The organism is Streptomyces tremellae (assembly GCF_039540215.1).
In the GTDB taxonomy this organism is placed as follows: Bacteria; Actinomycetota; Actinomycetes; order Streptomycetales; family Streptomycetaceae; genus Streptomyces; species Streptomyces tremellae.
The window spans coordinates 1-24,021 of the sequence record NZ_BAABEP010000083.1 but is presented as its reverse complement, the minus strand read 5'-3'; the positions used below and the strand labels follow the sequence as shown (position 1 = coordinate 24,021).

The following is a 24,021-nucleotide window of genomic DNA, read 5'->3' as shown; positions in this document are numbered from 1 at the left end:
CGCTTCCATCGGACCCCCTCCCAGGGCTCCTCCGGGCTTTCCCTTCGGTGTTTCTTGCCTTTCGGCGTGTGCCCGACTTTATCAGAAGATTTCCGGGCTGTTTTCCACTCTCTCGCCGCTTCGCCGGGCACATACGTACCCGCTGCTGCGTTCCGGTGGAGACTGAAACGTACTGGAGCGGGGGGCCCCGATGCAAATCGGGCCCCCCGCTCCGGAGATGTACCGACGGGCCGTCAGACCTCGACGACCACAGGAAGGATCATCGGGCGCCTGCGGTAGGTGTCGGACACCCACTTGCCCACCGTGCGCCGCACCAGCTGCTGGAGCTGGTGCGGGTCCGAGACGCCGTCCTGGGCCGATCTCGCGATCGCCTCGTCCACCTTCGACTGGACCGCCGTGAACGCCGCGTCGTCGATGCCGGAGCCGCGCGCGTTGAAGTGCGGGCCGCCGACCACCTTGCCCGTGGTGGAGTCCACCACCACGAACACCGACACGATGCCCTCGTCGCCGAGGATGCGGCGGTCTTTCAGGGAGGTCTCGTCCACGTCTCCGACCGAGAGGCCGTCCACGTACACGTACCCCGCCTGGACCTTGCCGGTGATCCTGGCCTTGCCGTCGACCAGGTCGACCACCACGCCGTCCTCCGCGATGACGATGTGGTCCTTGGGGACCCCCGTCAGCGCTCCGAGTTCGGCGTTGGCGCGCAGGTGGCGCCACTCGCCGTGGACCGGCATGAGGTTCTTCGGCTTGCAGATGTTGTAGAAGTACAGGAGTTCGCCCGCCGAGGCGTGCCCCGAGACGTGCACCTTGGCGTTGCCCTTGTGCACGACGTCCGCGCCCCAGCGCGTCAGGCCGTTGATCACGCGGTACACCGCGTTCTCGTTGCCGGGGATCAGGGACGACGCGAGGATCACCGTGTCGCCCTGGACGATGCGGATCTGGTGGTCGCGGTTGGCCATGCGGGACAGCGCGGCCATCGGCTCGCCCTGCGAGCCCGTGCAGACCAGCACGACCTCTTCGTCCGGCAGGTCGTCCAGCGTCTTGACGTCCACCACGAGGCCCGGCGGCACCTTCAGGTAGCCGAGGTCTCGGGCGATGCCCATGTTGCGGACCATGGAGCGGCCGACGAAGGCCACACGCCGGCCGTACTCGTGCGCCGCGTCGAGGATCTGCTGGATGCGGTGGACGTGGCTCGCGAAGCTCGCCACGATGATGCGCTTGCGCGCGTTCGCGAAGACCTGGCGCAGTACCCCGGAGATGTCGCGCTCCGGCGGGACGAAACCGGGGACCTCGGCGTTGGTGGAGTCCACCAGGAGCAGGTCGATGCCCTCCTCGCCGAGCTTGGCGAAGGTGGGCAGGTCGGTGAGCCTGCGGTCCAGCGGCAGCTGGTCCATCTTGAAGTCGCCGGTGTGCACGGCCATGCCCGCGGGGGTGCGGATGGCGACCGCGAGGGCGTCGGGGATGGAGTGGTTCACCGCGACGAACTGGCAGTCGAAGGGGCCGATGCGCTCGCGGTGCCCCTCCTCCACCTCCAGCGTGTACGGGCGGATCCGGTGCTCCTGGAGCTTGGCCTCGATCAGGGCCAGCGTCAGCTTGGAGCCGATGAGCGGGATGTCGGGCTTCAGGCGGAGCAGATAGGGCACCCCGCCGATGTGGTCCTCGTGTCCGTGCGTGAGGACGACACCCTCGATGTCGTTCAGCCGGTCCTTGAGGATGGTGAAGTCGGGCAGGATCAGGTCGACACCGGGCTGCTCCTCCTCGGGGAAGAGGACGCCGCAGTCGACGATGAGCAGGCGTCCGCCGTACTCGAAGACCGTCATGTTGCGGCCGATCTCGCCGAGGCCACCGAGCGGGGTGACGCGCAGGCCGCCCTTGGGCAGCTTCGGCGGGGCACCGAGTTCAGGATGCGGATGACTCAAAAGACTCTCCTCACCACACGCGCCACGTGCCGCTGGGGCACGTGGCGCGCATGACATTCGTGCAGGTGCAGTTGGAGTGGTCCGGGAGCGGCTCCCGGTCGTGTTCCGTTCGTCGTCGCCGACGTAACGTCTTCAGCTATTCAGTTGTGAAGTCTGGTTGTCAGAGCTGTACCCCGCCCGCGGCGAGGTCGTGCTTGAGCTGAGCGGTCTCCTGCTCGGTGAGCCCGACCAGCGGAAGACGCAGGGGGCCCGCCGGGAGGTTCCGCAGGGCGAGGGCCGCCTTCGACGTGATGACGCCCTGCGTGCGGAACATCCCGATGAAGACCGGGAGCAGCTTCTGGTGGATCTCCGCCGCCTTCTGCACGTCGCCGTGGCTGAACGCCGTGACGAGCTCGCGCAGCTCGGGCGTGGCGACATGGCCCACGACCGAGACGAAGCCGACGGCTCCGACGGAGAGCAGCGGCAGGTTGAGCATGTCGTCGCCCGAGTACCAGGCGAGCCCGGACTCGGCGATCGCGAGGCTGGCCCTGCCGAGGTCGCCCTTGGCGTCCTTGTTCGCGACGATCCGCGGGTGCTGCCCGAGACGGATCATGGTCTCGGTGTCGATCGGGATGCCGCTGCGCCCGGGGATGTCGTACAGCATGACCGGCAGCTCCGTGGCGTCCGCGATCGCCGTGAAGTGCTGGTGGAGGCCCTCCTGGGGCGGCTTGCTGTAGTACGGGGTGACCGCGAGCAGCCCGTGCGCGCCGGCCTGTTCTGCGGCGCGCGCGAGTTCCAGGCTGTGCCGGGTGTCGTTGGTGCCGACGCCCGCGATGACGTGGGCGCGGTCTCCTACCGCCTCCACCACGGCCCGCACCAGCTGCTCTTTCTCCGCGTCCGTGGTGGTCGGGGACTCGCCGGTGGTGCCGCTGATGACCAGGCCGTCGTTGCCTGCGTCCACCAGGTGGGCGGCGAGCCGCTGGGCACCGTCGACGTCGAGCGCGCCGTCCGCCGTGAAGGGCGTGACCATGGCGGTGAGGACCCTCCCGAAGGGGGTCTGCGGAGTAGAGGTCAGAGCCATGGGTAACACGCTACTCGCTGCTCAGCCCGCCGTGTGGTCTCGGGGCTCCGGACAGGAGGAGCCCGGCACTGCCTGCTCGGGGGTTCAAGCAGTGCCGGGTCCGTTTGATCAGCCTAGATGAACTTCTCGAAACCCCGCAATACGGACACTGCTCTCCCGGGACCGTACCTTTGTGCCCCGGCCCCGGCTGCGGCCGTGTCCCGTGGGACGGAGCCGCAGGTCAGGGGGCGACCCGGCCGTTGGCGTTGAAGGCGGCGTGGGTGAGCGGCATCAGGGTGCGCCAGTGCTCCTCCATCCGCTCCCCCACCATCTCGATCTCCCGCTGCGGGAACGAGGGCACCTTCGCCAGCTCGTGCTGCGTGCGCAGGCCGAGGAAGTGCATCAGCGACCGCGCGTTGCACGTCGCGTACATCGACGAGAACAGCCCCACGGGCAGCGTCGCCCGCGCCACCTCCCGCGCGACGCCCGCCGCCAGCATCTCCCGGTACGCCCCGTACGAGCGCCGGTACGACTCCTCCATCGCCGCGGTGACCGTGGCGCGCTGCTCCTCGGTCCCGTGCACGAACTCGTACTTGCCGGGCCGCCCCTGCTGCACGAGCTTGCGCTCGGCGGCCGGCACGTAGAACACCGGCAGCAGCTCCCGGTACCTCCCTGACTCCTCGTTGTAAGACCATCCGACCCTGTGGCGCATGAATTCGCGGAAGACGAAGATGGGGGCGCTGACGAAGAAGGTCATCGAGTTGTGCTCGAAGGGGCTGCCGTGGCGGTCCCGCATGAGGTAGTTGATCAGGCCCTTGGAGCGCTCGGGATCCTTCGTCAGCTCGTCGAGGGACTGCTCGCCCGCTGTGGAGACGCGGGCCGCCCACAGGACGTCGGAGTCGGCGGCGCTGTGCTTCACCAGCTCGACGGTGACGTCGCTGCGGAAACTCGGCTCAGGCCCGGTCGTGTCGGTGCTCACCTGCGGGATCCTCCCGTTTCTGTACACGTGCGGGCCCACTGTAGAGGGCGGTGCGGGTGCGCCCGCCGCCAGGTCGTTCTCCCTCTTTCGGGGAATTCGGGCACCTGAGCGGTTTGTTCTGCGTCTGTCTGAACAGCAGGACTGCCGAGTACGGGCACCGAGGTACCAGAGGAGGCCGACCCATGTTCCGCCGACGTGAGGACGTACCGTTCAGCTTTCTCGCCGAGGCCGAGCGCTTCCGCAGCCATGTCGAGCCGCCGCCGAAGCAGCGGCCGGCCCGCGGCGAGCTGGCGGGGCGGGTGCTGACCGGGCTGGTCATCGCCGCGGCGTTCGCGGGTTCCCTGCTGTTCGGGATGCCGGCGCTCCAGGACAACCCGGCGCTGCACCACGCGCAGCAGTCGGAGGCGGCGCAGCACCGCTGAGCGTCGGGGCCGTGCGCCCGGCCCCTCGGGTGGTCCGGGCGCACGGGTCTCGGTAGCCTCACCGGGCACAGCAATCGAGCGTGCTTGTGAGTGAGGATCAGTCGTGCCCTTGTCCTTCCTGACGGCCGATCGTGCGTTCGACGCGGCGGATGCCGCGTTGCCGTACGACGACCACGATCATTGGCGGCGCCCCTACCGGCCGGGTCCCTGGCGGGTGGGGGTCGCCGCGGTTCTGCTGCTGCTCTCGTCGTTCATCCTGTTCGCGACCGTGGTGACCGCGCTGGCCGCGGGCGGGTCCGGTGCCGTGGTGTGCGCCGTGGTCTCCGTGGTGGTGATCGCGGTGGCCCTGCGGATGCTGCGGATGGGGACGTGGGTGAGCAGGCACGGTGTGCGCAGGGTGGGTCTGCTGCGCACGTCGACCGTGGCGTGGGAGCAGGCCGCGGCGGTGCGTACGGTGCAGCAGCCGGTGCGCTGGCTGGGGCTGCCGCGTACGGTGCAGGGCCAGGCGCTGGTGCTCGAACGGCACCGGGGTGAGCGGGTGGCGCTGCTGACGACGCACAGCGCGGACTTCCTGGCGAGCGGTGACGCCTTCGACCGGGCGGCGGACACGGTGGAGGCGTGGGGCGCGGAGTACGGGCGCGCCCGCTGAGGCCGCAGGCGCTCCTTCGCGGTCTTCAGGGGCCCGCGGGGTGGTGCGGGGGTCAGGCGCGCACGGGTCGCCCGTCGTGGAGCGCTATGGCACGCTGCATCGCCTTGCGGGCCCTCGGTGTGTCGCGGGCGTCGCGGTAGGCGACGGCGAGGCGGAACCAGCAGCGCCAGTCGTCGGGGGCGTCCTCGGTCTCGGCGCGGCGGCGTGCGAAGACGGCGTCGGCCGAGTCGCGGTCGATGCGGCCGTCCGGGGTGCGGGCGAGTTCGTCTACGGGCAGGCCGCCCTCGGCGTCGAGTTCGGCGGCGAGGGCGTTGGCGCGGGTGACGAAACGGGTGTTCTGCCAGAGGAACCAGGCCCCGATGAGCGGCAGGATCAGGACTGCGACGCCGAAGACGACCGTGACGGGGGTGCCTGCCTGGATGAGCCAGACGCCGCGTGTCCCCGCCAGGACGAAGTAGAAGACGAGGACGACGGCGCCGACGACGTAGGTGATCTTCGCGCTCATGGGTGTGGTGGGGTCCGGTCCGCTCAGGCGAGGTCGAGGAAGTGTTCCAGGCCGAAGGTGAGGCCCGGGGTGGTGGTGACGCGCCGTACGCCGAGCAGGATGCCCGGCATGAAGCTGCTGTGGTGCAGGGAGTCGTGGCGGATGGTGAGTGTCTCGCCCTCGCCGCCGAGGATGACCTCCTGGTGGGCGAGGAGGCCGCGCAGGCGTACGGAGTGCACGGGGACGCCGTCGATGTCGGCGCCGCGGGCGCCGTCGAGTGCGGTTTTCGTGGCGTCGGGCTGGGCGCCGAGTCCTGCGGCGGCCCGGGCTCCTGCGACGAGCTGAGCGGTCCTGGCGGCGGTGCCCGAGGGGGCGTCGGCCTTGCCGGGGTGGTGGAGTTCCACGATCTCGACGGACTCGAACATGCGGGCGGCGATCTCGGAGAACTTCATGGTGAGGACGGCGCCGATGGAGAAGTTCGGTGCGATGAGCACGCCGGTCGCGGGCGAGGCGGCGAGCGAGGTGCCGAGTTCGGCGAGGCGTTCTTCGGTCCAGCCCGTGGTGCCGACGACGGCGTGGATGCCGTGCCGTACGAGGAAGTCGAGGTTGCCCATGACGGAGGCGGGGGTGGTGAGCTCGACGGCGACCTGGGCGCCGGTCTCGGTGAGGGTGTCCAGCGTGTCGCCCCGGCCGAGCGCGGCGACCAGTTCCATGTCGTCGGCGGCCTCGACGGCCCGTACCGCCTCGGAGCCGATGCGGCCCCTGGCGCCGAGTACGGCCACGCGCAGCTTGCTCATCGCTCGGTGTTCCTCCGGTTTCGTGGTGGTGCGGGTCTGCGGGGCGGTGCGGGTGTCCGCCGGGGTGCGGGAGCGTCCGTGGTGGTGCCGGGTCAGGAGACCGCTTCGTCGAGGTGGGCGGCGTCCTTGTCGCCGAGCGGTCCGATGACCGCGAGCGAGGGGCGCTGTCCCAGTACATCGCGGGCGACCTCGCGGACGTCGTCCGGGGTGACCGCGGCGATCCTCGCGAGGAGGTCGTCGGTGGAGAGGTGGTCGCCCCAGCACAGTTCGCTCTTGCCGACGCGGTTCATGAGGGCGCCGGTGTCTTCGAGGCCGAGGACGGTGGCGCCGGAGAGCTGGCCGACGGCGCGGGCGAGTTCGTCGTCGTCGAGCCCCTCGGTGGCCGCGCGGTGGAGTTCGTCGCGGCAGATCCCCAGGACGTCGGCGACCTGGGCGGGGCGGCAGCCCGCGTAGACACCGAAGAGGCCGCAGTCGGCGAAGCCCGAGGTGTACGAGTAGACGCTGTAGGCGAGGCCGCGCTTCTCCCGTACCTCCTGGAAGAGGCGGGAGCTCATGCCGCCGCCGAGGGCGGTGTTGAGGACGCCGAGGGCCCAGCGGCGTTCGTCGGTGCGGGCGAGTCCCGGCATGCCGAGGATGAGGTGGGCCTGTTCTGTGGAGCGGTCGAGGACGTCGACCTTGCCCGCGGTGCGAAGGGCGCGCCGGCCGGAGCGCGGGGGCAGGGGTGCCGCGTCGGTGCGGGTGAGGGCGCCCGCCCTCTCGAAGGCGGTGCGCACCTGCCGTACGAGGGCGGTGTGGTCGACGTTGCCCGCGGCGGCGACGATCAGGTGCCGCGGGTCGTAGTGCTTGCGGTAGTAGCGGGCGATGCGGTCGCGGTCGAGGGCCTCGACGGTGTCGACGGTGCCGAGGACGGGGCGGCCGAGCGGGGTGTCCCCGAACATGGTCTGCGCGAACAGGTCGTGGACGATGTCGCCGGGGTCGTCGTCGGTCATGGCGATCTCTTCGAGGATGACCCCGCGCTCCGCCTCGACGTCGGCGGGCTCGATGAGGGAGCCGGTGAGCATGTCGCAGACGATGTCGACGGCGAGCGGCAGGTCGGTGTCGAGGACCCGCGCGTAGTAGCAGGTGTACTCCTTCGCCGTGAAGGCGTTCATCTCGCCGCCGACCGCGTCGATGGCGGACGAGATGTCGAGGGCGCTGCGCCGCTCGGTGCCCTTGAAGAGGAGGTGTTCGAGGTAGTGGGTGGCGCCGCCGAGTGCGGGGGTCTCGTCGCGTGAGCCTGCCTGGACCCAGATGCCGAAGGTCGCGGAACGCACGGACGGGAGAGTTTCGGTGACGACGCGGAGGCCGCCGGGGAGGGTGGTGCGGCGTACGGTGCCGACGCCGTTCTCGCCCTTGACGAGGGTTCGGGTACGGGCGACGGCCCGCGCCTCGGATGAGGTGCGGGCCGTCGCCTTGAGGCCGGGGGACGTCACTTGGCGTCTGCGTCCTTCGCCTCGTCGGTCTTGCTGTCGTCTTCGCCGCCCTCGCCCTCGATGACGGGGATGAGGGAGAGCTTGCCGCGCTGGTCGATCTCGGCGATCTCGACCTGGACCTTCTGGCCGACGCCGAGGACGTCCTCGACGTTCTCCACGCGCTTGCCGCCGGCGAGCTTGCGGATCTGCGAGATGTGGAGCAGGCCGTCCTTGCCGGGGAGCAGGGAGACGAACGCGCCGAAGGTGGTCGTCTTGACGACCGTGCCGAGGTAGCGCTCGCCCACCTCGGGCATGGTCGGGTTGGCGATGCCGTTGATCGTGGTGCGGGCGGCCTCGGCGGAGGGGCCGTCGGCGGCGCCGATGTAGATGGTGCCGTCGTCCTCGATGGTGATGTCGGCGCCGGTGTCCTCCTGGATCTGGTTGATCATCTTGCCCTTGGGGCCGATGACCTCGCCGATCTTGTCCACCGGGATCTTGACGGTGATGATGCGCGGCGCGTTCGGGGACATCTCGTCGGGGACGTCGATGGCCTCGTTCATCACGTCGAGGATGTGCAGGCGCGCGTCCCTTGCCTGCTTCAGCGCGGCGGCGAGCACGGAGGCGGGGATGCCGTCGAGCTTGGTGTCGAGCTGGAGCGCGGTGACGAACGTCTTGGTGCCGGCGACCTTGAAGTCCATGTCGCCGAAGGCGTCCTCCGCACCGAGGATGTCGGTGAGGGTGACGTAGTGGGTCTCGCCCTCGATCTCCTGGGAGATGAGGCCCATGGCGATGCCGGCGACGGGGGCCTTGAGGGGCACGCCCGCGTTCAGCAGCGACATGGTGGAGGCGCAGACGGAGCCCATCGACGTGGAGCCGTTGGAGCCGAGGGCCTCGGAGACCTGGCGGATCGCGTAGGGGAACTCCTCGCGGGTCGGCAGGACCGGGACGAGGGCACGCTCGGCGAGGGCGCCGTGGCCGATCTCGCGGCGCTTCGGGGAGCCCACGCGGCCGGTCTCGCCGGTGGAGTACGGCGGGAAGTTGTAGTTGTGCATGTAGCGCTTGCGCGTCACCGGGGAGAGGGTGTCGAGCTGCTGCTCCATGCGGAGCATGTTGAGCGTGGTGACGCCCAGGATCTGGGTCTCGCCGCGCTCGAACAGGGCGGAGCCGTGCACCCGCGGGATGGCCTCGACCTCGGCGGCGAGGGTGCGGATGTCGGTGACGCCGCGGCCGTCGATGCGGACCTTGTCCTTGATGACGCGCTGGCGCACCAGGGACTTCGTGAGGGCGCGGTAGGCGGCGGAGATCTCCTTCTCGCGGCCTTCGAACTGCGGGAGCAGCTTCTCGGCGGCGAGGCCCTTGACGCGGTCGAGCTCGGCCTCCCTGTCCTGCTTGCCCGCGATGGTGAGGGCCTGGGCGAGCTCGTCCCTGACGGCGGCGGTGAGCGCCTCAAGGACGTCGTCCTGGTAGTCGAGGAAGATCGGGAACTCGCCGGTGGGCTTGGCTGCCTTGGCGGCGAGGTCGGCCTGGGCGCGGCAGAGGACCTTGATGAAGGGCTTCGCGGCTTCGAGTCCTGCGGCGACGACCTCCTCGGTGGGGGCCTCGGCGCCGTTCTTCACGAGCTGGATGGTCTTCTCGGTGGCCTCGGCCTCGACCATCATGATCGCGACGTCGCCGTCTTCGAGGACCCGGCCGGCGACGACCATGTCGAAGACGGCGTCCTCCAGCTCGGTGTGGGTCGGGAAGGCGACCCACTGGCCCTTGATGAGGGCGACGCGGGTGCCGCCGATGGGGCCGGAGAAGGGCAGGCCGGCCAGCTGCGTGGAGCAGGAGGCGGCGTTGATGGCGACCACGTCGTAGAGGTGGTCGGGGTTGAGCGCCATGATCGTCTCGACGATCTGGATCTCGTTGCGCAGGCCCTTCTTGAACGAGGGGCGCAGCGGCCGGTCGATCAGGCGGCAGGTGAGGATGGCGTCCTCGGAGGGGCGGCCCTCCCTGCGGAAGAAGGAGCCGGGGATCTTGCCGGCCGAGTACATGCGCTCCTCGACGTCCACCGTGAGGGGGAAGAAGTCGAGCTGGTCCTTGGGGTTCTTCGAGGCGGTGGTGGCCGACAGCACCATGGTGTCGTCGTCCAGGTACGCGACGGCGGACCCGGCGGCCTGCTTGGCCAGACGGCCCGTCTCGAAGCGGATGGTGCGGGTGCCGAAGGAGCCGTTGTCGATGACGGCCTCGGCGTAGTGGGTCTCGTTCTCCACCAGTGTTTTCTCCTCGTCTTCGTCTGCCGCCCGTGTGGCGGCGGACGCTGGGAGGGGCGCTCCTTGGTGCTTGCCGGTCTTCGATCGAAGCAGCCGGTGCGCACGCGCGGCGGGGCTTCCCTCGGGGGTACTCCCTGGCGCGGGCGCGTCTTCCGGATGCCACTACCGAGGACCGGCGGCGGCGGAGGGCGCTCCTCCTCGCTCACTTCTGTGTTCTGTTGTGCTGTTTTTCCACGTGCTCGTCAGCCAGAGTACTGAGCCGCGGCCCGGGACGACATTCCGGCCGGGCCGTGCATACGGCGAAGGGAGCGGTTCCCGGGCGGGAACCGCTCCCTTCGCGCGCTGCTACTTGGCGCCCGCGGCGCCGCGGCGGATGCCGAGGCGATCGACCAGCGTACGGAAGCGCTGGATGTCCTTCTTGGCCAGGTACTGGAGCAGACGGCGGCGCTGGCCCACCAGGATCAGCAGACCACGCCGGGAGTGGTGGTCGTGCTTGTGGGTCTTGAGGTGCTCGGTCAGGTCCGAGATCCGGCGCGAAAGGAGGGCGACCTGGACCTCGGGAGAGCCGGTGTCACCTTCCTTGGTGCCGAACTCGTCCATGATCTGCTTCTTGGTGGCGGTGTCGAGCGACACGCGTACTCCTCGTGGTCTTCGTGGGCCGCCGAGTGCCCCGGGTCGTATTCTCCGGGGGACTTCCGTGACTCGGGAGGCCGTCCCGTGCGTCCTGGGGCGCCGGCCGCGGGGTGCGCGGCGGCTGCCGCACCGTGGAGGTGGGCGGACGTACGGGTAGTGGTCAGCCTACCAGCCGGTCGGGGCGCCCCCGACCGCGCTCCCCCGTCCCCCGCGGGACCCCCGGGCCGCGGGTCAGCCGGTGAGGGCGCGGGCCCTGGCGAAGACGTCGAGGACGGCGAGGCACAGCGGTACGAGGGAGAGCAGGACGGCGCCCTCCGCGAGGTCGAGGAGGCGGCCCCAGAACGGTGAGAGCCCCTTGCGCGGGATGATCAGGCCGATGGCGGTGAGCAGGGCCGCGCCGACCGCGACGCTCGCCGCGAGCCAGACGGTACGCAGGTCGAGCGGGCCGTGGTCGCCGTAGCGGAGCAGCTGGTCGACGGGCCCCGCGGGCGGGTTCAGGCAGAGGCCGAGCACGAGGAGGGCGACGGCGGCGAGGCCGGCGACGAGCGCGCAGCACACCTGCGAGGTGTAGCGGAAGAGGCGGGCGCGCAGCAGCATCGCGAGTCCCGAGGCGAGGGCGAGGAGCTGCCCGTACAGGTTGTCGGAGAAGCCGAGGACGGCGGCGGCGCCGACGACGGTGGCGGAGCAGCCGCCGACGAGGCCGAGGAGCATCTCGTGACCGCGGCGTGCCTGGGCGGCGATGCGCTCGGTGTCGACGGGTTCCGCCGCGGCGGCGGGGTCGGCCTCTGCGGCGCCCGGCCCGTCGGCGGCGCCGCGGGGCGCGGCGTAGCCGATGGGCAGGCGGGCGAAGCGGGCGGAGAGTCCCGGCAGGAAGGCGACGAGGCCGACCGCGACGGGCGCGCACACGGCGGCGGTCTCGCGGGGCGAGGCGCCCGTGAGGATCGCGCCGAAGGTGGCGAGGGTGCCGACGGTGGCGAGGAAGGTGGCGGCGACGAAGGGGGCGTCGCCGCTCGGGGTGAGCGCGACGAGCGCGACGGACGCGACCAGGACGGTGACGCAGCCGAGCAGGAACTGCAGGCGTCCCGGCCCCTGGCCTGCGTCGGGGCCGAGGATCCCGGAGCCGCCGATGAGCAGCAGCGGGAGCGCGCCGAGGCCGAGGGCGACGGCGGCGGTGCGGTCGGCGTAGACCCGGGCCCGTACCCCGGACAGCGCGGTGAGCAGGACGCCCGCGCCGCCCGCGATGATGCCGGGCAGGCCGTGCATGTCGTGGCGCACCGGGTCGGCGAACCAGAGGACGAAGCCGAGGAGCACCAGGAGCAGGCCGCCGGCGGCGAGGCCCGCGCCGCGCATCAGGTCGTCGCTCCACAGGTGCCGGTCGCGGCGCACGGCGGCGGCGACGGCGTCGGACACGTCGTCGAAGACGGCGGGCGGAAGGGACTCGGCGAACGGCCGCAGGGCGAGCACCTCGCCGTCGAGCACCTGCTGCGCGGCGAGGGTGCGGGAGCCGTCGAGCACGGTGCCGTCGCGGCGCACGAGGTGGTAGCCGGTGGGGGCGCCCGCGGGCTGGGTCTGGCCGGTGAGCCGGAGGATCTCCGGGTAGATGTCGGCGACGGCGATGTCCTCGGGGAGCGCCACGTCGATCCTGCTGTCGGGGGCGACGACCGTCACGCGGCAGAACCCCGACGCCGTGCTCGTACTCACGTGTTCCGTCCCCCTGATCACGCCTGGTTCCCGCCCGTTTTCGCGCCGGTCGCCGCGCCGGGTGCGGCGGCTGCCCTGCCGCCTTCGGCTTCGCGGTCGCGCACGGTGCGCGCGCCACCCTACCGGGCCCTGCCGCGGGGTGCTGCCAGTAGGATCGCGTGCTGCACGTGAGCCGCCGCCACGGGGGCGCCGGTACGGAACCATCCGCCCGTATTGAGGAATTGGTGCGTCGGTGAGCCAGATCGTCGTCAAACGACCGCCGCGGTCGCTTCCGCCCGAAGTGCCCGCGGAACCGCTGGCCCTGGAGGCCCCGCCGGAGCTGCCGCGGGGGCAGCAGGAGGGCATGCTGATGCAGCTCCTGCCGGTGCTCGGCATGGGCTCGTCCGTGGTGTTCTTCTTCTCGCCGCAGGCCGCTCCTTTCATGCGCATCATGGGCGTGCTGATGCTGGTCTCGACGGTCGGCATGGTGATCGCGCAGATCTTCCGCTTCCGCCGCGGTACGCAGGGGCAAATGGCCGACGTGCGGCGGGACTACCTCAAGTACCTGTCGCAGTCGCGGCGCGCGGTGCGCAGGACGGCGCGGGCGCAGCGCGACGCGCAGCTGTATCTGCACCCGGCGCCGGAGCAGCTGTGGGCGGTGGTCGCCGAGGGTTCGAGGATCTGGGAGCGCCGGGTCGGGGACGCGGACTTCGGGCAGGTCAGGATCGGGCTCGGCGCGCAGCAGCTCGCGACGCCGCTGGTGGCCCCCGACACCGCGCCGGTGGACGAGCTCGAACCGCTGACGGCGGGCGCGATGCAGCGCTTCCTCGCGGTGCACGGTTCGCTGGACTCGCTGCCGATGGCGGTGTCGATGCGGGCGTTCTACCACGTGACGGTGTCGGGCGAGCCGGAGTCCGCGCAGGCGGCGGCGCGGGCGCTGGTGGCGCAGCTGGTGACGCTGCACTCGCCGGAGGACCTGGTGGTCGCGGTGGTGGCGGCGCCGCAGGCGGTGGGCCGGTGGGACTGGACGAAGTGGCTGCCGCACACGCAGGTGCCAGGGCAGCTCGACGGAGCGGGGACGAAGCGTCTCTTCGGTGACGACCTGGGCGAGATCGAGCGGCTGCTGCGGCCGCGGCTCGACGGGCGGCCGCGGTTCGGGCGCGACACGCAGCCGGTGCTCGACCAGCCGCACGTCGTGGTGGTGCTGGACGGCGGGATGGTGCCGCCCGACTCGCTGTTCGCCGCGGCGGAGGGCGTGCAGGGCGTGACGGTCGTCGAGTTGGTCGGCGGCGACCTCGACGAGCTGCGGGGCGGTCTTTCCGCGGCCGTGCACCCGGGGTGGCTGCGGCTGGAGTCGGGCGGCGGCATGGCGTACGAGGGGGTGCCTGACGGCCTGTCACTGCCGGCGGCCGAGGCGCTGGCACGGCAGCTCGCCCCGCTGCGCACGGGCGGCGGCGACGAGGACGAGCCGCTGCTGGCGAACCTCGACTTCACGGATCTGCTGAACCTCGGCGACGCGGGCGCCGTCGACGTGGCGCGCACCTGGCGGCCTCGGTCCACGGCGGAGCGGCTGCGGGTGCCGATCGGGGTGGGCGAGGACGGCAGCCCGGTGATGCTGGACCTGAAGGAGGCCGCGCAGGAGGGCATGGGCCCGCACGGGCTGTGCGTGGGCGCGACGGGTTCAGGCAAGTCGGAGCTGCTGCGCACGCTGGTGCTGGGGCTCGCGGTGACCCACTCGTCGGAGACGCTGAACTTCGTGCTCGCGGACTTCAAGGGCGGGGCCACGTTCGCCGGGATGTCGCGGATGCCGCACGTGGCGGCGGTCATCACCAACCTGGCGGACGACCTGACGCTGGTGGACCGCATGGGCGACGCGATCCGGGGCGAGCTGCAGCGGCGGCAGGAGCTGCTGCGGGCCGCGGGCAACTACGCGAACATCCACGACTACGAGAAGGCGCGGGCGGCGGGCGCGGCCCTCGAACCGCTGGCCTCGCTGGTCCTCGTGATCGACGAGTTCTCCGAACTCCTCACCGCTAAGCCCGACTTCATCGACATGTTCATCCAGATCGGCCGGATCGGCCGCTCGCTCGGCGTGCATCTGCTGCTGGCGTCGCAGCGCCTTGAGGAGGGCAGGCTGCGCGGGCTCGACACGTACCTCTCGTACCGGATCGGGCTGCGGACGTTCTCCGCGGCGGAGTCGCGGACGGCGCTCGGGGTGCCGGACGCCTACCACCTGCCCGCGGTGCCCGGCTCCGGGTATCTGAAGTTCGGCACGGACGAGATGACGCGGTTCAAGGCGGCGTACGTGTCGGGCACGTACCGCTCCGGCGGACCCGAGGTGCCGGCGGGGCAGCTGCCGGTGGACCGGCGGCCCGCGGTGTTCACCGCGACCCCGGTGCCGGTGGTGTACGCGGGCCCAGCGGTGGCGGCCGCGCCGGTGGAGCGCGAGGACGAGGCGCTCGCGGACACCGTGCTCGACGTGATCGTGCGGCGGCTCGACGGGCAGGGGGTGCCCGCGCACCAGGTGTGGCTGCCGCCGCTCGACCGGGCGCCGACGCTCGACTACCTGCTGCCGGGGATCGCGCCCACCGAGCGGCGCGGTCTGACGGCCGTCGAGTACACGCGCCCCGGCGGTCTCGTGGTGCCGCTCGGCCTGATCGACAAGCCCTTCGAGCAGCGGCGCGAGGTGCTCTACCGGGACTTCGCCGGCGCGGCGGGCCACATGCTGGTGGTCGGCGGCCCGCAGTCCGGCAAGTCGACGCTGCTGCGGACGCTGGTCGCGTCGTTCGCGCTCACCCACACGCCCGCCGAAGTGCAGTTCTACGGGCTCGACTTCGGCGGTGGCGGCCTGGCGTCGCTGGCCGGCCTCCCGCATGTCGGCGGGGTGGCGTCACGGCTCGACCCCGAGCGGGTGCGGCGGACGGTCGCCGAGGTGCTGGGAGTGCTCAACCGCCGCGAGGAGCTGTTCCGTTCGCAGGGCATCGACTCGATCGGCACGTACCGGCGCAGGCGTGCCGCGGGCGATTTCGAGGGCGAGCAGTGGGGCGACGTCTTCCTGCTGATCGACGGCTGGGGCGGCTTCAAGAACGAGTACGACATGCTGGAGCCGGTGATCGCGGACATCGCGGCGCGCGGCCTCGGCTACGGCGTGCACATCGTGGTCACGGCCGCGCGGTACATGGAGGTCCGCTCGGCGCTCAAGGACCAGATGCTCGGCCGCCTGGAACTGCGCCTCGGCGACGTGATGGACTCGGAGTTCGACCGCAAGGTCGCGGCGAACGTGCCGGCGGGCGTGCCGGGCCGCGGGCAGGTCCCGGAGAAGCTGCACTTCATGACGGCGCTGCCGCGGATGGACGGCGTGAGCGACGCGGCGGACCTGTCGGACGGCACGGCGGCGCTCGTGGCGTTGGTGCGGGGCCACTGGCCGGGGCCCGAGGCTCCGCAGGTGCGGCTGCTGCCGCGCAGGCTGCCCGCGGAGCAACTGCCGAAGGGCTTCGAGTTCCCGCAGCAGGGCATCGCCATCGGCATCGACGAGACCGGTCTGGAGCCGGTGTTCGTCGACTTCGAGACCGACCCGTTCTTCGTGGTCTTCGGGGAGAGCGAGTCGGGCAAGACGTCGCTGCTGCGGCTCATCGCCAAGCAGCTCGCCGAGCGCTACACGCCGGAGCAGGCACGGATCGTGGTGGGCGACTACCGGCGCTCCCTGCTGGAGGCGGTGCCCGAGTCGCACCTGCTGGAGTACGCGCCGATGGCGTCCGCGATGGACGTGCACATGGACGCGATCGCCACGGTGATGGGCAAGCGCGCCCCGAAGCCGGACATCACTCCGCAGCAACTGCGGGACCGCAGCTGGTGGTCGGGGCCGCAGCTGTTCGTGATCGTGGACGACTACGAGCTGGTGGCGGCGGGTTCGGCCAATCCGATGGCGCGACTGGTGGAGAACCTCCCCTTCGCCCGCGACGTGGGCGTGCGCTTCATCGTGGCCCGCAGCGCCGCTGGCGCCTCCCGGTCCAGCTTCGAGCCGTTCATGCAGCGCGTGAAGGAACTCGGCGCGCAGGGCGTCGTCCTCTCGGGCGACCCCGGCGAGGGCGACGTCCTCGGCCATGTCAGGGCCCGCCCCATGCCCCCGGGCCGCGGCACCTTCGTCTCCCGCAGGCGGGGCACCCCGCTCATCCAGACGGGCTGGCTGCCTGAGCGGTGAGCACCCGGGGGCCCGTGGAACGGGCCGCGGGGCGAACGGGCCCCGGGGCGAACGGGCCGCGGGGCGCGGTGGCCGCAAGTAGGCTGGGCCAGGACGTCAGTGGAGTGAGCGCCGGGAGGAAAGCGCGGATGGCCGACGCAGTGGACAAGCAGCGCGTCAAGGAGGAGCTGTACGCCCTGGACATCTCCGGGGTGGAATGGCTCGGGGCGCCCGGTACGGAGAACGACGAGGAGCGCGTCGAGATCGCGTACCTGCCGGAGGGGGCGGTGGCGATGCGGTCGTCGAAGGACCACGCGACGGTGCTCCGCTACACCAAGGCGGAGTGGGACGCGTTCGTGCTCGGCGCGCGGGACGGGGAGTTCGACCTGGACGCGCACCAGCCGCCCGCGGACGCCTGACACGTGCGTGAGGGGGGTGCCCGCCGGTGGCGGGCACCCCCCTCACGCGTGCGGATCAGCCCATGGACATGCGGAAGCGGGCGGCGTTGCCCCGGTCCGTGTCCTGGTAGCCGACGACGGCCTCGTCGAGGAGGGCCGCGATGCGGGCCAGGTCCTGGTTCATGCCGTCCATCTGGGAGGTCAGGTCGGCCTGCCGCTCGTGGTAGGCGTCCTTCGCCTGGCCGTCCCAGTGCTCGGCGACCCGCTTCACCCGGGCCATCAGGTCGGTGAGTTCGTTGGTCAGCTCGCTGGCCGTGCGGCGGACGTCGCTCGCGGCCGTGGTGACCGTGTCGTAGTTGACTGCTGTGGTCATGTCTCGCTCCTCGATGCCGTGCGGCACGGCAGGGTGATGGCTTCGACGGTGGGCGCGCGGGGCCCCGGGGCCGCTCGCGCCGGGCTCGGCGCGGCTCAGGCCATGCCGAGGATGGCGCTCTGTCCCGCCGGTGTGTCGTCCATCTGCCGGAACGTCCTGATGCGCTCCTGCTCCTCGTTGGTGAAGCCGTCGGCGCTCATCCGCATGATCTGTTCGAGTTCGACGAGGTCGCTGCGCATCTTGCGCAGACGGATGTTGAGGTCCTTCTGCGCGGTGTCGTACGCCTTGCTCGCGGCGCCGGCCCAGCCCCCCTGGATGCGGTCGACCACGCTGTTGAGCGAGGTGATGCGGCGCTGGAGCTCCTCGTGGAAGTTCTGGATGCGGTTGGCCAGGTCGGTCTGGTCGTCCGCGGTTACGTTCAGGTCTTTGCCGGCTTGCGACATCCTGCCCCTCTTCTCCCTGGTCTGACTGCCACTACGGGCGGGAAGTGCTCGGTGCCGCCCCCGTTGTGCCGGTCCACGCGCACGTGGAGCCACGGCAACTTTAGTCATTCGGCTCCGCCCTTCCAACCGGGAAGCCGGCCGCGCGTACCGGGCGGTCACCCGCGTCCGGCGCCACCGCCCGCGCGCACGGCGGCCTTTCTGCGGCTGTCGCGCAGGACGACCGCGGTGCCGCCGACGACGGCGACCAGGACGGCGGCGATGCCCAGGGTGTAGGTGGCGTAGCGGCGGGTGCGCTCCTGCGGGCTCTCGCCGAGGGTGAGCGGAGCGGCCTGCGGCGCGGGCGCCTTCGGCGGCCCCGGGTCCGGACTCGGTGACTGGAGCGGGGCGTTGTCGCCGGTGACGGCTGCGACCGGGTCGACGACGCCCCAGCCGACGAAGTCGTCGTGCCCGTTGACGCTGCGTTCGGCGGTCTGCTCGATCTGCGCGACGACCTCGCGCGCCGTCCACCCGGGGTGCTCCGCGCGCAGCAGGGCGGCGACCCCGGCGACGTAGGGCGCGGAGAAGCTGGTGCCGTTGTCGAGGCACTGGCCGTTGCCGGGGACGGTGGAGACGATGTCGACGCCGGGTGCCGCGACGCCGACGAAGGCGCCCGCCTGCGAGAAGGCGGCGCGTTCGTTGTCGCGGTCGGACGCGGCGACGGCGAGGACGCCGGGGAAGGCCGCGGGGTAGGTGTCGCGGGCCCTGCCGTCGGTGCCGTCGTTGCCCGCGGAGGCGACCACGACGACCTGGTGGGCGAGCGCGTAGCGCACGGCCTTGGCCAACTTCGACTGGGGGCCGAGGGGTTCGGAGGTGTCCTGGGAGATGTTGATGACGCCGGCGTGCTGGTCGACTGCGTACTCGATCGCCTCGGCCATGGTGTCCGACTTGCCGCTGTTCTTCTCGTCGTTCTGCCGGATCGGGATGATCGTCGCCTCGGGCGCGATGCCCACGAAGCCGGTGCCCGCGCGGGGGCGCGCCGCGATGATGCCGGCGACCTTGGTGCCGTGGCCGACGGTGTCGGTGGTGCCGTGGGTCCTGCCGAGGTAGTCCTTGCCCGCTTCGGCGTCGACCGCGCCTTTGAGCTGGCGGTTGGCGGTGTCGACGCCGGTGTCGATGACCGCGACGCGCACGCCCTTGCCCTTGGTGTCCTTCCAGAGTTCGTCGAACAGGATGCGCTGGAGCGGCCAGGGGGTGCCCGGTGTCTGCTGCTTCATCGGGAAGGTGCACTCACCGCTGCCGTCGAGGCCGGGGGCCGGGGCGCTCGCGGGGCCCCGGGCCGGTGCGGCGGCGGGTGCCTGGGCGGCTGCGGCCGGAACGGGTCTCGCGGCCGGTGCGGCGGCGGCAGGTTTCGGCGGCAGGGCCGCGAGCCCGGTGAGTGCGGCGGCCGCGGCGAGGAGGACGGCGCGGGCGAGCGGGGCGCGCGTCCCGCCGGGCTGCGGCGCCGCGGGCCCTGCGCCGGGGCGCCCTGCGTGTACGGGTGCGGTGGTGTGCCGGTGCGTCATCCCCCGTGTCCCTCTCATGAACCCTGCGGCTGGCGCGCGCCGTTGGTGTCGAGGCGCGGCCCCTTCGACAGGAAGGACGACCAGGCGATCGGCACGGCGGCCGGGGTCACCTTCGCGTAGCCGAGGCGTATCTGCGCCTGGCTCGGCTGGGGCCTGCCGTCCTCGGTCCGCTGGTCGTCGCCCGCGCCGATGTCCGAGCGCTTGGCGTCGCTGTCGCCGTTGCTCTGCACCGCGTACCGCAGTCCGGTGTCGGTGACGAGGAACAGGGAGCCGCCGGCCTTGGACTGGTTGCCCTGCGTCTCGTCGTAGAGGAGGCCGCTGCCGGGGGTGACGTAGGTGCTGGTGCCGTCCCCCTCGGTGATCTGCGCGGGGTAGGAGGGGCCCGCCCAGGCCGACAGGGTGGTGCTGCCGCCGGCGCCGGTGGAGCGCAGGACGCTGCACACCGTGTCGCGCGCGCCGGCGCCCCGGACGGCGTTGACCTGCCGGGCCCGCTGCTTCGGCCAGTGGTTGCCCGCGCCGAAGAACTCGGTGCGGGGGGTGAAGGACTGGGCGTCGACGGTGGTGGCGCGGCCGCCCATGTCGAGCATGTCGGTCTGCGGGGAGTTGATCAGCAGCCAGGCGGTGAAGTCGCTGACGGGCTCGACCCTGCCGGGCAGGACGACGTACTGCTGCGGGCCCGCGCCGGTCTGGGCGCTGAGGACCATGCCGACGCGGTCCTGCCGCGTGGTGAGGCCGCCGCCCACGCCCGCGGGCGCGCCGACCGTGCCGGGGAGGTCGGGGAAGTCGACGGGCGTCCCGGTGTGCAGGGTGGCGAGCCAGTCGTCGGTCACGGGCTGGGGTGCGCGGCCCGCGCCGACGAGGGAGATGGTGAGGTGGTCGTCGGGCTCCCCCTTGACCTGGTACTTGGTGCCGTCGGCGCCGACGAGGTAGCGGGCGCCGTCCTGCCCGCGTACGTACAGGGTCTGCCCGCCGGTGAGCCGGTCCGGCCCCTCGGTGCGGTGGAAGTCCCGCCGGGCGAGGAGGAACGCGGCCTTCTGCACACTGCCGCCGCTGCCGCCGCCGGGCTGCTCGCACACCGCCCACCGCTTCGGTGTGCCCGCCTCCGTGGCGCTGGGCAGCCGGTCGGGGGCGTAGGGGATGCCGAGGATCGCGCCGCGCGGCGGCTTGCCCGCGTCGAGGACCTTGTCGTCGACCTGGACGACGGAGAACTGGTCGGGGTCGAGCAGCAGCCGCGCGGAGGCCAGGTTGAGCACGGGGTGCAGCAGCGTCTGCCCGTCCTTGCCCGTGCCGGTGGTCAGCACCACGTACCGGGTGGTGGACTGCTTGCCCACGATGACGTTGGCGCCCGGCTTGTCCCAGTCCTTGGGCGCGGTGGGCTTGAACATGCCGAGCGCGCCGAACCCGGCGAGCACGAGCGCCCCGACGACGAGGCTCGGCACGACGGCGCGCAGCGGCCGGGGCGCGCCCTCCTCGGTGCCCGTGGGCGAGGGTTGCAGGAATGACGCCACCGTGCGCTTCTTCGCGAACGTGTACGCGTTGAGTTCGTCCCGCCGTGATGCCATGAGTCCCCATCGGTCAACGAAGTCACGGGTGCGGCCGCCGCGGCGGGCCCTCGGCGCGTCGTCCCCCCGCGCCCGCCCGGTGCCGGACCGGGCCCGATACTACCCAGTCGCCGCGGGGGCGCCCGCGGCCGTCCCGCGGCCCCTACGATGCCCGTGGGCCCGCCGCGGGGCCGGGCCCGGTAGGGTGAGCCGGCCGTCAATGACCTGGCCCGGCAGGCCGATCGGGACGATTCGGGGGGTTCCACCACATGGCTTCCGCAACGCAGTCGCCGACCGTCGCGGCGGCGCCTCCCCTGGCGCAGGCCCCCGCGCCCGCGGCGGCGAGGCCGGGCCACTTCGGGCCGCTGCGGATGCGCCAGGTCGTCCTGTGCGAACTGGCGGCGGCGGTACTGCTCGTGGGCTGGGTGATCGACACCCTGATGCTGGTGCCCGCCGGGGTGGTCGCGGTGCTGCTCGTCCTGCTCGCGGTGGTGCGCAGGCACCGCCGCTCGCTGCCGGAGTGGCTGGGCACGGCCCTCGCACTGCGCGCGCGAACCCGCAGGGCGGCCTCGCTGACGGTGCCCGAGGGCACGGAGCCCGGCCTCGCGCCCGCGGTCGAGTGCGACCCGGCGCTGCGCACGTACGCGTACGGCGCGCGCGACCGTCGGCCCGTCGGCATGATCGGCGACGGGACGTTCCTGACGGCGGTGGTGCGGGTCGAGTCGGACGGCACGGCGCTGCGCGCGGGGCGCGGGGCGCGCCCGCTGCCGGTGGCGCTGCTGCGCGAGGTGCTCGACTTCGACGGGATACGGCTGGAGTCCGCGCAGATCGTGCAGCACACGCAGCCCGCGCCGGCGCCGCACCTGCCGCAGCAGTCGATGGCGGCGCGCAACTACGGGCCGCTCCAGGCGCAGACGGGCTCGCCCGCCCTGCGGATCACCTGGGTGGCGCTGAAGCTCGACCCCGAGCTGTGCCCCGAGGCGGTGGCCGCGCGCGGCGGAGGTCTCGAGGGTGCGCAGAAGTGCGTGGTGCGGGCGGCCGACCAGCTCGCGAGCAGGCTCGCGGGGGCGGGGTTCAGCGCGACGGTGCTCAGTGAGCAGGAGCTCACGGGGGCGATCGCGGTCTCGGCCTGCGTGAGCCCGCTGGCGATCGCGCAGGCGGGCCGCGCGGGCGCGCAGCCGCGGCGCACCAGGGAGACGTCGCGGACCTGGCGGTGCGACGACCGCAGGCACACCACGTACTGGGTGGCGCGCTGGCCCGAACTGGGCGGCGGGGGCGCGTCGATGCCGAATCTGGTGGCGCTGCTGACGTCGGTGCCCGCGCTGGCGACGACGTTCAGCCTGTGCGTGGGCCGGGGCGAGCGGCAGGGCGTCACGGTGACCGGGCACGTCCGCGTCACCGGCCGCAGCGACGAGGAACTGCTCGCGTCGCGCCATGAGCTGGAGCGCGTCGCGCGCGGGGTGCGCACCTCGCTCGTGCGGCTCGACCGGGAGCAGGTGCCGGGCGTGCTGGCCACGCTGCCGCTGGGAGGTACGCGCTGATGTCCGCACCCGTTCCGCCCGCGCAGCCCGGGTCCCCGGCGGGGGCTCCGCAGCAGGCCGTGCTCGGCACACCGCTGCCGGCCTCCGTGCCGCTCGACCAGGCGCAGCCCGTGCCGCGGGCCCAGGTCCCCGGCCAGTACGCGGGGCCGGAGGGCGGCAGGCCGGGTCCGCGCCGCGTCCGGCGGCCCGTGCAGCCCGCGCAGGGCGGCAGGCCGCGCATCGGCTTCGGCCTGATCGGGCCGCGCAGGGAGCGCCACGCGCTCACCCTCGACCAACTGGAGTCGCTCGCCCTGCCCGTGGGGGACGACGGGGTGGTCGTCGGCGTCGACGCCAACGGCAGGCCCGCGGTGCTCGGGATCAACCGGCCCACGCCGTACGACGTGACGCTGATCGGCGGGCTGTGGACCGCGCAGGTGCTCGCCCTGCGGGCGGCGGCCACCGGGGCGCGGGTCGCGGTGGAGACCGGCCGTACGCAGGCGTGGTCGGCGCTGGCGCAGGCCGCGGGCGGCGGGCAGCCGTGTATGTCGCTGCACGACGTGGGGCGGGTGCCGCCGCAGGGCGCCTCGGCCGGCAGCCCGGTCGTGGTGGTGCGGGACTGCGGGATGCGGCCGCCGCGCGGGCGCGTGGTGGCGGGGCCCTGGCAGTCCGTCGTCACGCTGCTGCCGTATCTGAGTCCCGTGGCGCCTGGGCTGATGCGGAAGTCCGGTCTTGTCGGGGTGCAGCGGGTGTCGCCTGACGAGAGCGCGCAGATCGGCCGGATCATGGGGCTGCCGCAGGCGGAGGCCGCGGCGCTGACGACCCTGGCCGACGGGGTCACGCTCTGGTGCACCGAGCGGGACCGGCAGTTCGTGATGACGCAGGCGACGGACGCGGAGACCGGTCTGCTGGGCTCGGCGCGCCGGATGGACTGAGGGCGCCCGTCCCGGACGCCGGGCGGCATGTGCCGTTTTTGTGGAGCCGTCCCGGGCCGTACGGCGTGCCGGTGCCGCCGAGAGGCCCGGTGGGGCGCCGCCTGTGTCAGTGGATATCCGGATTTGCGCCCCACCCGTATCCATCGGGCGCCGGGTGGCGCCCAGTTGAACGCACACCGTGACGTGACGGGTAGGCGTCCTGCGGGAGGTCTGCCCTGCCACTCGGGCGCCCGTGATGATTAGGGTGGGTGAAGCGCGGCAGGAACCTGCGGGCAGGCCGGTCGCGTCACCGGGGGAGAGCCGGGCGAACCGGACATCGGGCAGGACATCCGTCGCCCCCCACCCATGACGGCACAAGGGTGCTCGACCACACCAGGAGGCAAAGTGAACGGCGATCGGGACGAGTTCCGCGGCGGCTGGAGCGTGCCGCCCGCGGACGATCAGTCCGACGCGGAGCCCGAGCTGACGGGTGAGTTCACCATCGACTACACCCCGCCCGCCTGGTACACGCAGAGCGCCTCGGGGGACGCGTCGGGCGCCGCGGCGGCCGAGCAGGGCACGGCCGCCGGCGGTGTCACTCCCCCGCCGCCGACCGGGGCGCCGCTCTCGGTGCCCGGCCTGCCCGCGGGGTACGAGCCCGGCGGTCCCGCGCCGCTGCCCGCCGACTGGTCGGCGGCGCCCGCGCAGGGCCCCGCACAGCCGGACGCCGCACCCCCGGCCCGGCCCGCCGCACCCGCGGCTCCAGCGGCCCCTGCCGCACCCGGGGCGCCACCCGCCCCTGCGGCGCC

Annotated in this window: 20 protein-coding genes; 7 read left to right on the top strand and 13 right to left on the bottom strand. The window is 72.6% G+C overall.

Annotated features, from left to right (window positions below):
* Nucleotides 1-233: 233 nt before the first annotated feature.
* The 3 genes from ABEA77_RS31320 to thyX all read right to left on the bottom strand — a co-directional run bounded on the left by ABEA77_RS31320 (nt 234) and on the right by thyX (nt 3,937).
* On the bottom strand, nt 234-1,919 hold the full coding sequence (locus tag ABEA77_RS31320) for a ribonuclease J (protein ID WP_345655168.1): 1,686 nt from the start codon (nt 1,917-1,919) through the stop codon (nt 234-236).
* Between the two features lie 160 nt (nt 1,920-2,079).
* Nucleotides 2,080-2,979 (bottom strand): 4-hydroxy-tetrahydrodipicolinate synthase, encoded by a 900-nt coding sequence (gene dapA, locus ABEA77_RS31315; protein WP_345655166.1) that lies wholly within the window; start codon nt 2,977-2,979, stop codon nt 2,080-2,082.
* 220 nt (nt 2,980-3,199) lie between these two features.
* A complete protein-coding gene (gene thyX, locus ABEA77_RS31310; RefSeq protein ID WP_345655163.1) occupies nt 3,200-3,937 on the bottom strand; it encodes an FAD-dependent thymidylate synthase in 738 nt (245 codons plus the stop codon).
* Nucleotides 3,938-4,119: 182 nt separating this feature from the next.
* On the opposite strand from thyX, the gene ABEA77_RS31305 reads away from it, so the two are divergent.
* Nucleotides 4,120-4,359, top strand: coding sequence for a hypothetical protein (locus ABEA77_RS31305; protein WP_345655160.1), 240 nt, complete (start codon nt 4,120-4,122; stop codon nt 4,357-4,359).
* Between the two features lie 103 nt (nt 4,360-4,462).
* A complete protein-coding gene (locus ABEA77_RS31300; RefSeq protein ID WP_345655157.1) occupies nt 4,463-5,008 on the top strand; it encodes a hypothetical protein in 546 nt (181 codons plus the stop codon).
* A gap of 52 nt (nt 5,009-5,060) precedes the next feature.
* Here ABEA77_RS31300 and ABEA77_RS31295 read toward each other — a convergent pair whose 3' ends face one another.
* The 6 genes from ABEA77_RS31295 to eccD all read right to left on the bottom strand — a co-directional run bounded on the left by ABEA77_RS31295 (nt 5,061) and on the right by eccD (nt 12,326).
* Nucleotides 5,061-5,513 carry a tetratricopeptide repeat protein gene (locus ABEA77_RS31295; protein ID WP_345655154.1) on the bottom strand — a complete coding sequence of 151 codons (453 nt, stop codon included), beginning with the start codon at nt 5,511-5,513 and terminating at the stop codon, nt 5,061-5,063.
* Between the two features lie 23 nt (nt 5,514-5,536).
* On the bottom strand, nt 5,537-6,289 hold the full coding sequence (gene dapB, locus ABEA77_RS31290; RefSeq protein WP_345655151.1) for a 4-hydroxy-tetrahydrodipicolinate reductase: 753 nt from the start codon (nt 6,287-6,289) through the stop codon (nt 5,537-5,539).
* Nucleotides 6,290-6,381: 92 nt separating this feature from the next.
* Nucleotides 6,382-7,761, bottom strand: a complete 1,380-nt coding sequence (locus ABEA77_RS31285) for a M16 family metallopeptidase (RefSeq protein ID WP_345655149.1) — start codon at nt 7,759-7,761, stop codon at nt 6,382-6,384.
* On the bottom strand, nt 7,758-9,992 hold the full coding sequence (locus ABEA77_RS31280; protein ID WP_345655146.1) for a polyribonucleotide nucleotidyltransferase: 2,235 nt from the start codon (nt 9,990-9,992) through the stop codon (nt 7,758-7,760). The genes ABEA77_RS31285 and ABEA77_RS31280 overlap by 4 nt, the downstream gene beginning before the upstream one ends.
* Before the next feature lie 345 nt (nt 9,993-10,337).
* The gene (gene rpsO, locus ABEA77_RS31275) at nt 10,338-10,625 is read right to left on the bottom strand and encodes a 30S ribosomal protein S15 (protein WP_345655144.1); all 288 of its coding nucleotides are present in this window, start codon (nt 10,623-10,625) and stop codon (nt 10,338-10,340) included.
* A gap of 231 nt (nt 10,626-10,856) precedes the next feature.
* A complete protein-coding gene (gene eccD / locus ABEA77_RS31270) occupies nt 10,857-12,326 on the bottom strand; it encodes a type VII secretion integral membrane protein EccD (protein WP_345655141.1) in 1,470 nt (489 codons plus the stop codon).
* A gap of 232 nt (nt 12,327-12,558) precedes the next feature.
* On the opposite strand from eccD, the gene eccCa reads away from it, so the two are divergent.
* Nucleotides 12,559-16,506 carry a type VII secretion protein EccCa gene (gene eccCa, locus ABEA77_RS31265; RefSeq protein WP_345655138.1) on the top strand — a complete coding sequence of 1,316 codons (3,948 nt, stop codon included), beginning with the start codon at nt 12,559-12,561 and terminating at the stop codon, nt 16,504-16,506.
* 128 nt (nt 16,507-16,634) lie between these two features.
* Nucleotides 16,635-16,904, top strand: a complete 270-nt coding sequence (locus tag ABEA77_RS31260) for a DUF397 domain-containing protein (protein ID WP_345655135.1) — start codon at nt 16,635-16,637, stop codon at nt 16,902-16,904.
* 55 nt (nt 16,905-16,959) lie between these two features.
* On the opposite strand, the gene ABEA77_RS31255 is transcribed toward ABEA77_RS31260, so the two are convergent.
* The 4 genes from ABEA77_RS31255 to eccB form a co-directional block, all read right to left on the bottom strand.
* Nucleotides 16,960-17,256 (bottom strand): WXG100 family type VII secretion target, encoded by a 297-nt coding sequence (locus ABEA77_RS31255; RefSeq protein ID WP_345655132.1) that lies wholly within the window; start codon nt 17,254-17,256, stop codon nt 16,960-16,962.
* A gap of 95 nt (nt 17,257-17,351) precedes the next feature.
* Entirely contained in the window at nt 17,352-17,699 is a 348-nt protein-coding gene (locus tag ABEA77_RS31250; protein WP_345655129.1) for a WXG100 family type VII secretion target, read from the bottom strand.
* Between the two features lie 155 nt (nt 17,700-17,854).
* Nucleotides 17,855-19,240 (bottom strand): type VII secretion-associated serine protease mycosin, encoded by a 1,386-nt coding sequence (gene mycP, locus ABEA77_RS31245; RefSeq protein ID WP_345655126.1) that lies wholly within the window; start codon nt 19,238-19,240, stop codon nt 17,855-17,857.
* A gap of 14 nt (nt 19,241-19,254) precedes the next feature.
* Entirely contained in the window at nt 19,255-20,802 is a 1,548-nt protein-coding gene (gene eccB, locus ABEA77_RS31240) for a type VII secretion protein EccB (protein WP_345655123.1), read from the bottom strand.
* A 248-nt stretch (nt 20,803-21,050) separates the two neighbouring features.
* Between eccB and eccE the strand changes: the two genes are divergently transcribed.
* From eccE to ABEA77_RS31225, 3 genes are all read left to right on the top strand, one after another.
* Nucleotides 21,051-22,322 carry a type VII secretion protein EccE gene (eccE, locus tag ABEA77_RS31235; RefSeq protein WP_345655120.1) on the top strand — a complete coding sequence of 424 codons (1,272 nt, stop codon included), beginning with the start codon at nt 21,051-21,053 and terminating at the stop codon, nt 22,320-22,322.
* A gap of 188 nt (nt 22,323-22,510) precedes the next feature.
* On the top strand, nt 22,511-23,233 hold the full coding sequence (locus ABEA77_RS31230; RefSeq protein WP_345655170.1) for a hypothetical protein: 723 nt from the start codon (nt 22,511-22,513) through the stop codon (nt 23,231-23,233).
* 384 nt (nt 23,234-23,617) lie between these two features.
* A partial coding sequence (locus tag ABEA77_RS31225) for an SCO5717 family growth-regulating ATPase (protein ID WP_345655117.1) occupies nt 23,618-24,021 on the top strand: 404 nt, incomplete at its 3' end.

Coding starts and splice junctions, on each gene's coding strand:
- dapA (WP_345655166.1), bottom strand. CDS start 2,979: ATGGCTCTGACCTCTACTCCGCAGACCCCCTTCGGGAGGGTCCTCACC.
- ABEA77_RS31305 (WP_345655160.1), top strand. CDS start 4,120: ATGTTCCGCCGACGTGAGGACGTACCGTTCAGCTTTCTCGCCGAGGCC.
- ABEA77_RS31295 (WP_345655154.1), bottom strand. CDS start 5,513: ATGAGCGCGAAGATCACCTACGTCGTCGGCGCCGTCGTCCTCGTCTTC.
- dapB (WP_345655151.1), bottom strand. CDS start 6,289: ATGAGCAAGCTGCGCGTGGCCGTACTCGGCGCCAGGGGCCGCATCGGC.
- ABEA77_RS31260 (WP_345655135.1), top strand. CDS start 16,635: ATGGCCGACGCAGTGGACAAGCAGCGCGTCAAGGAGGAGCTGTACGCC.
- ABEA77_RS31255 (WP_345655132.1), bottom strand. CDS start 17,256: ATGACCACAGCAGTCAACTACGACACGGTCACCACGGCCGCGAGCGAC.
- ABEA77_RS31250 (WP_345655129.1), bottom strand. CDS start 17,699: ATGTCGCAAGCCGGCAAAGACCTGAACGTAACCGCGGACGACCAGACC.
- mycP (WP_345655126.1), bottom strand. CDS start 19,240: ATGACGCACCGGCACACCACCGCACCCGTACACGCAGGGCGCCCCGGC.
- eccB (WP_345655123.1), bottom strand. CDS start 20,802: ATGGCATCACGGCGGGACGAACTCAACGCGTACACGTTCGCGAAGAAG.
- eccE (WP_345655120.1), top strand. CDS start 21,051: ATGGCTTCCGCAACGCAGTCGCCGACCGTCGCGGCGGCGCCTCCCCTG.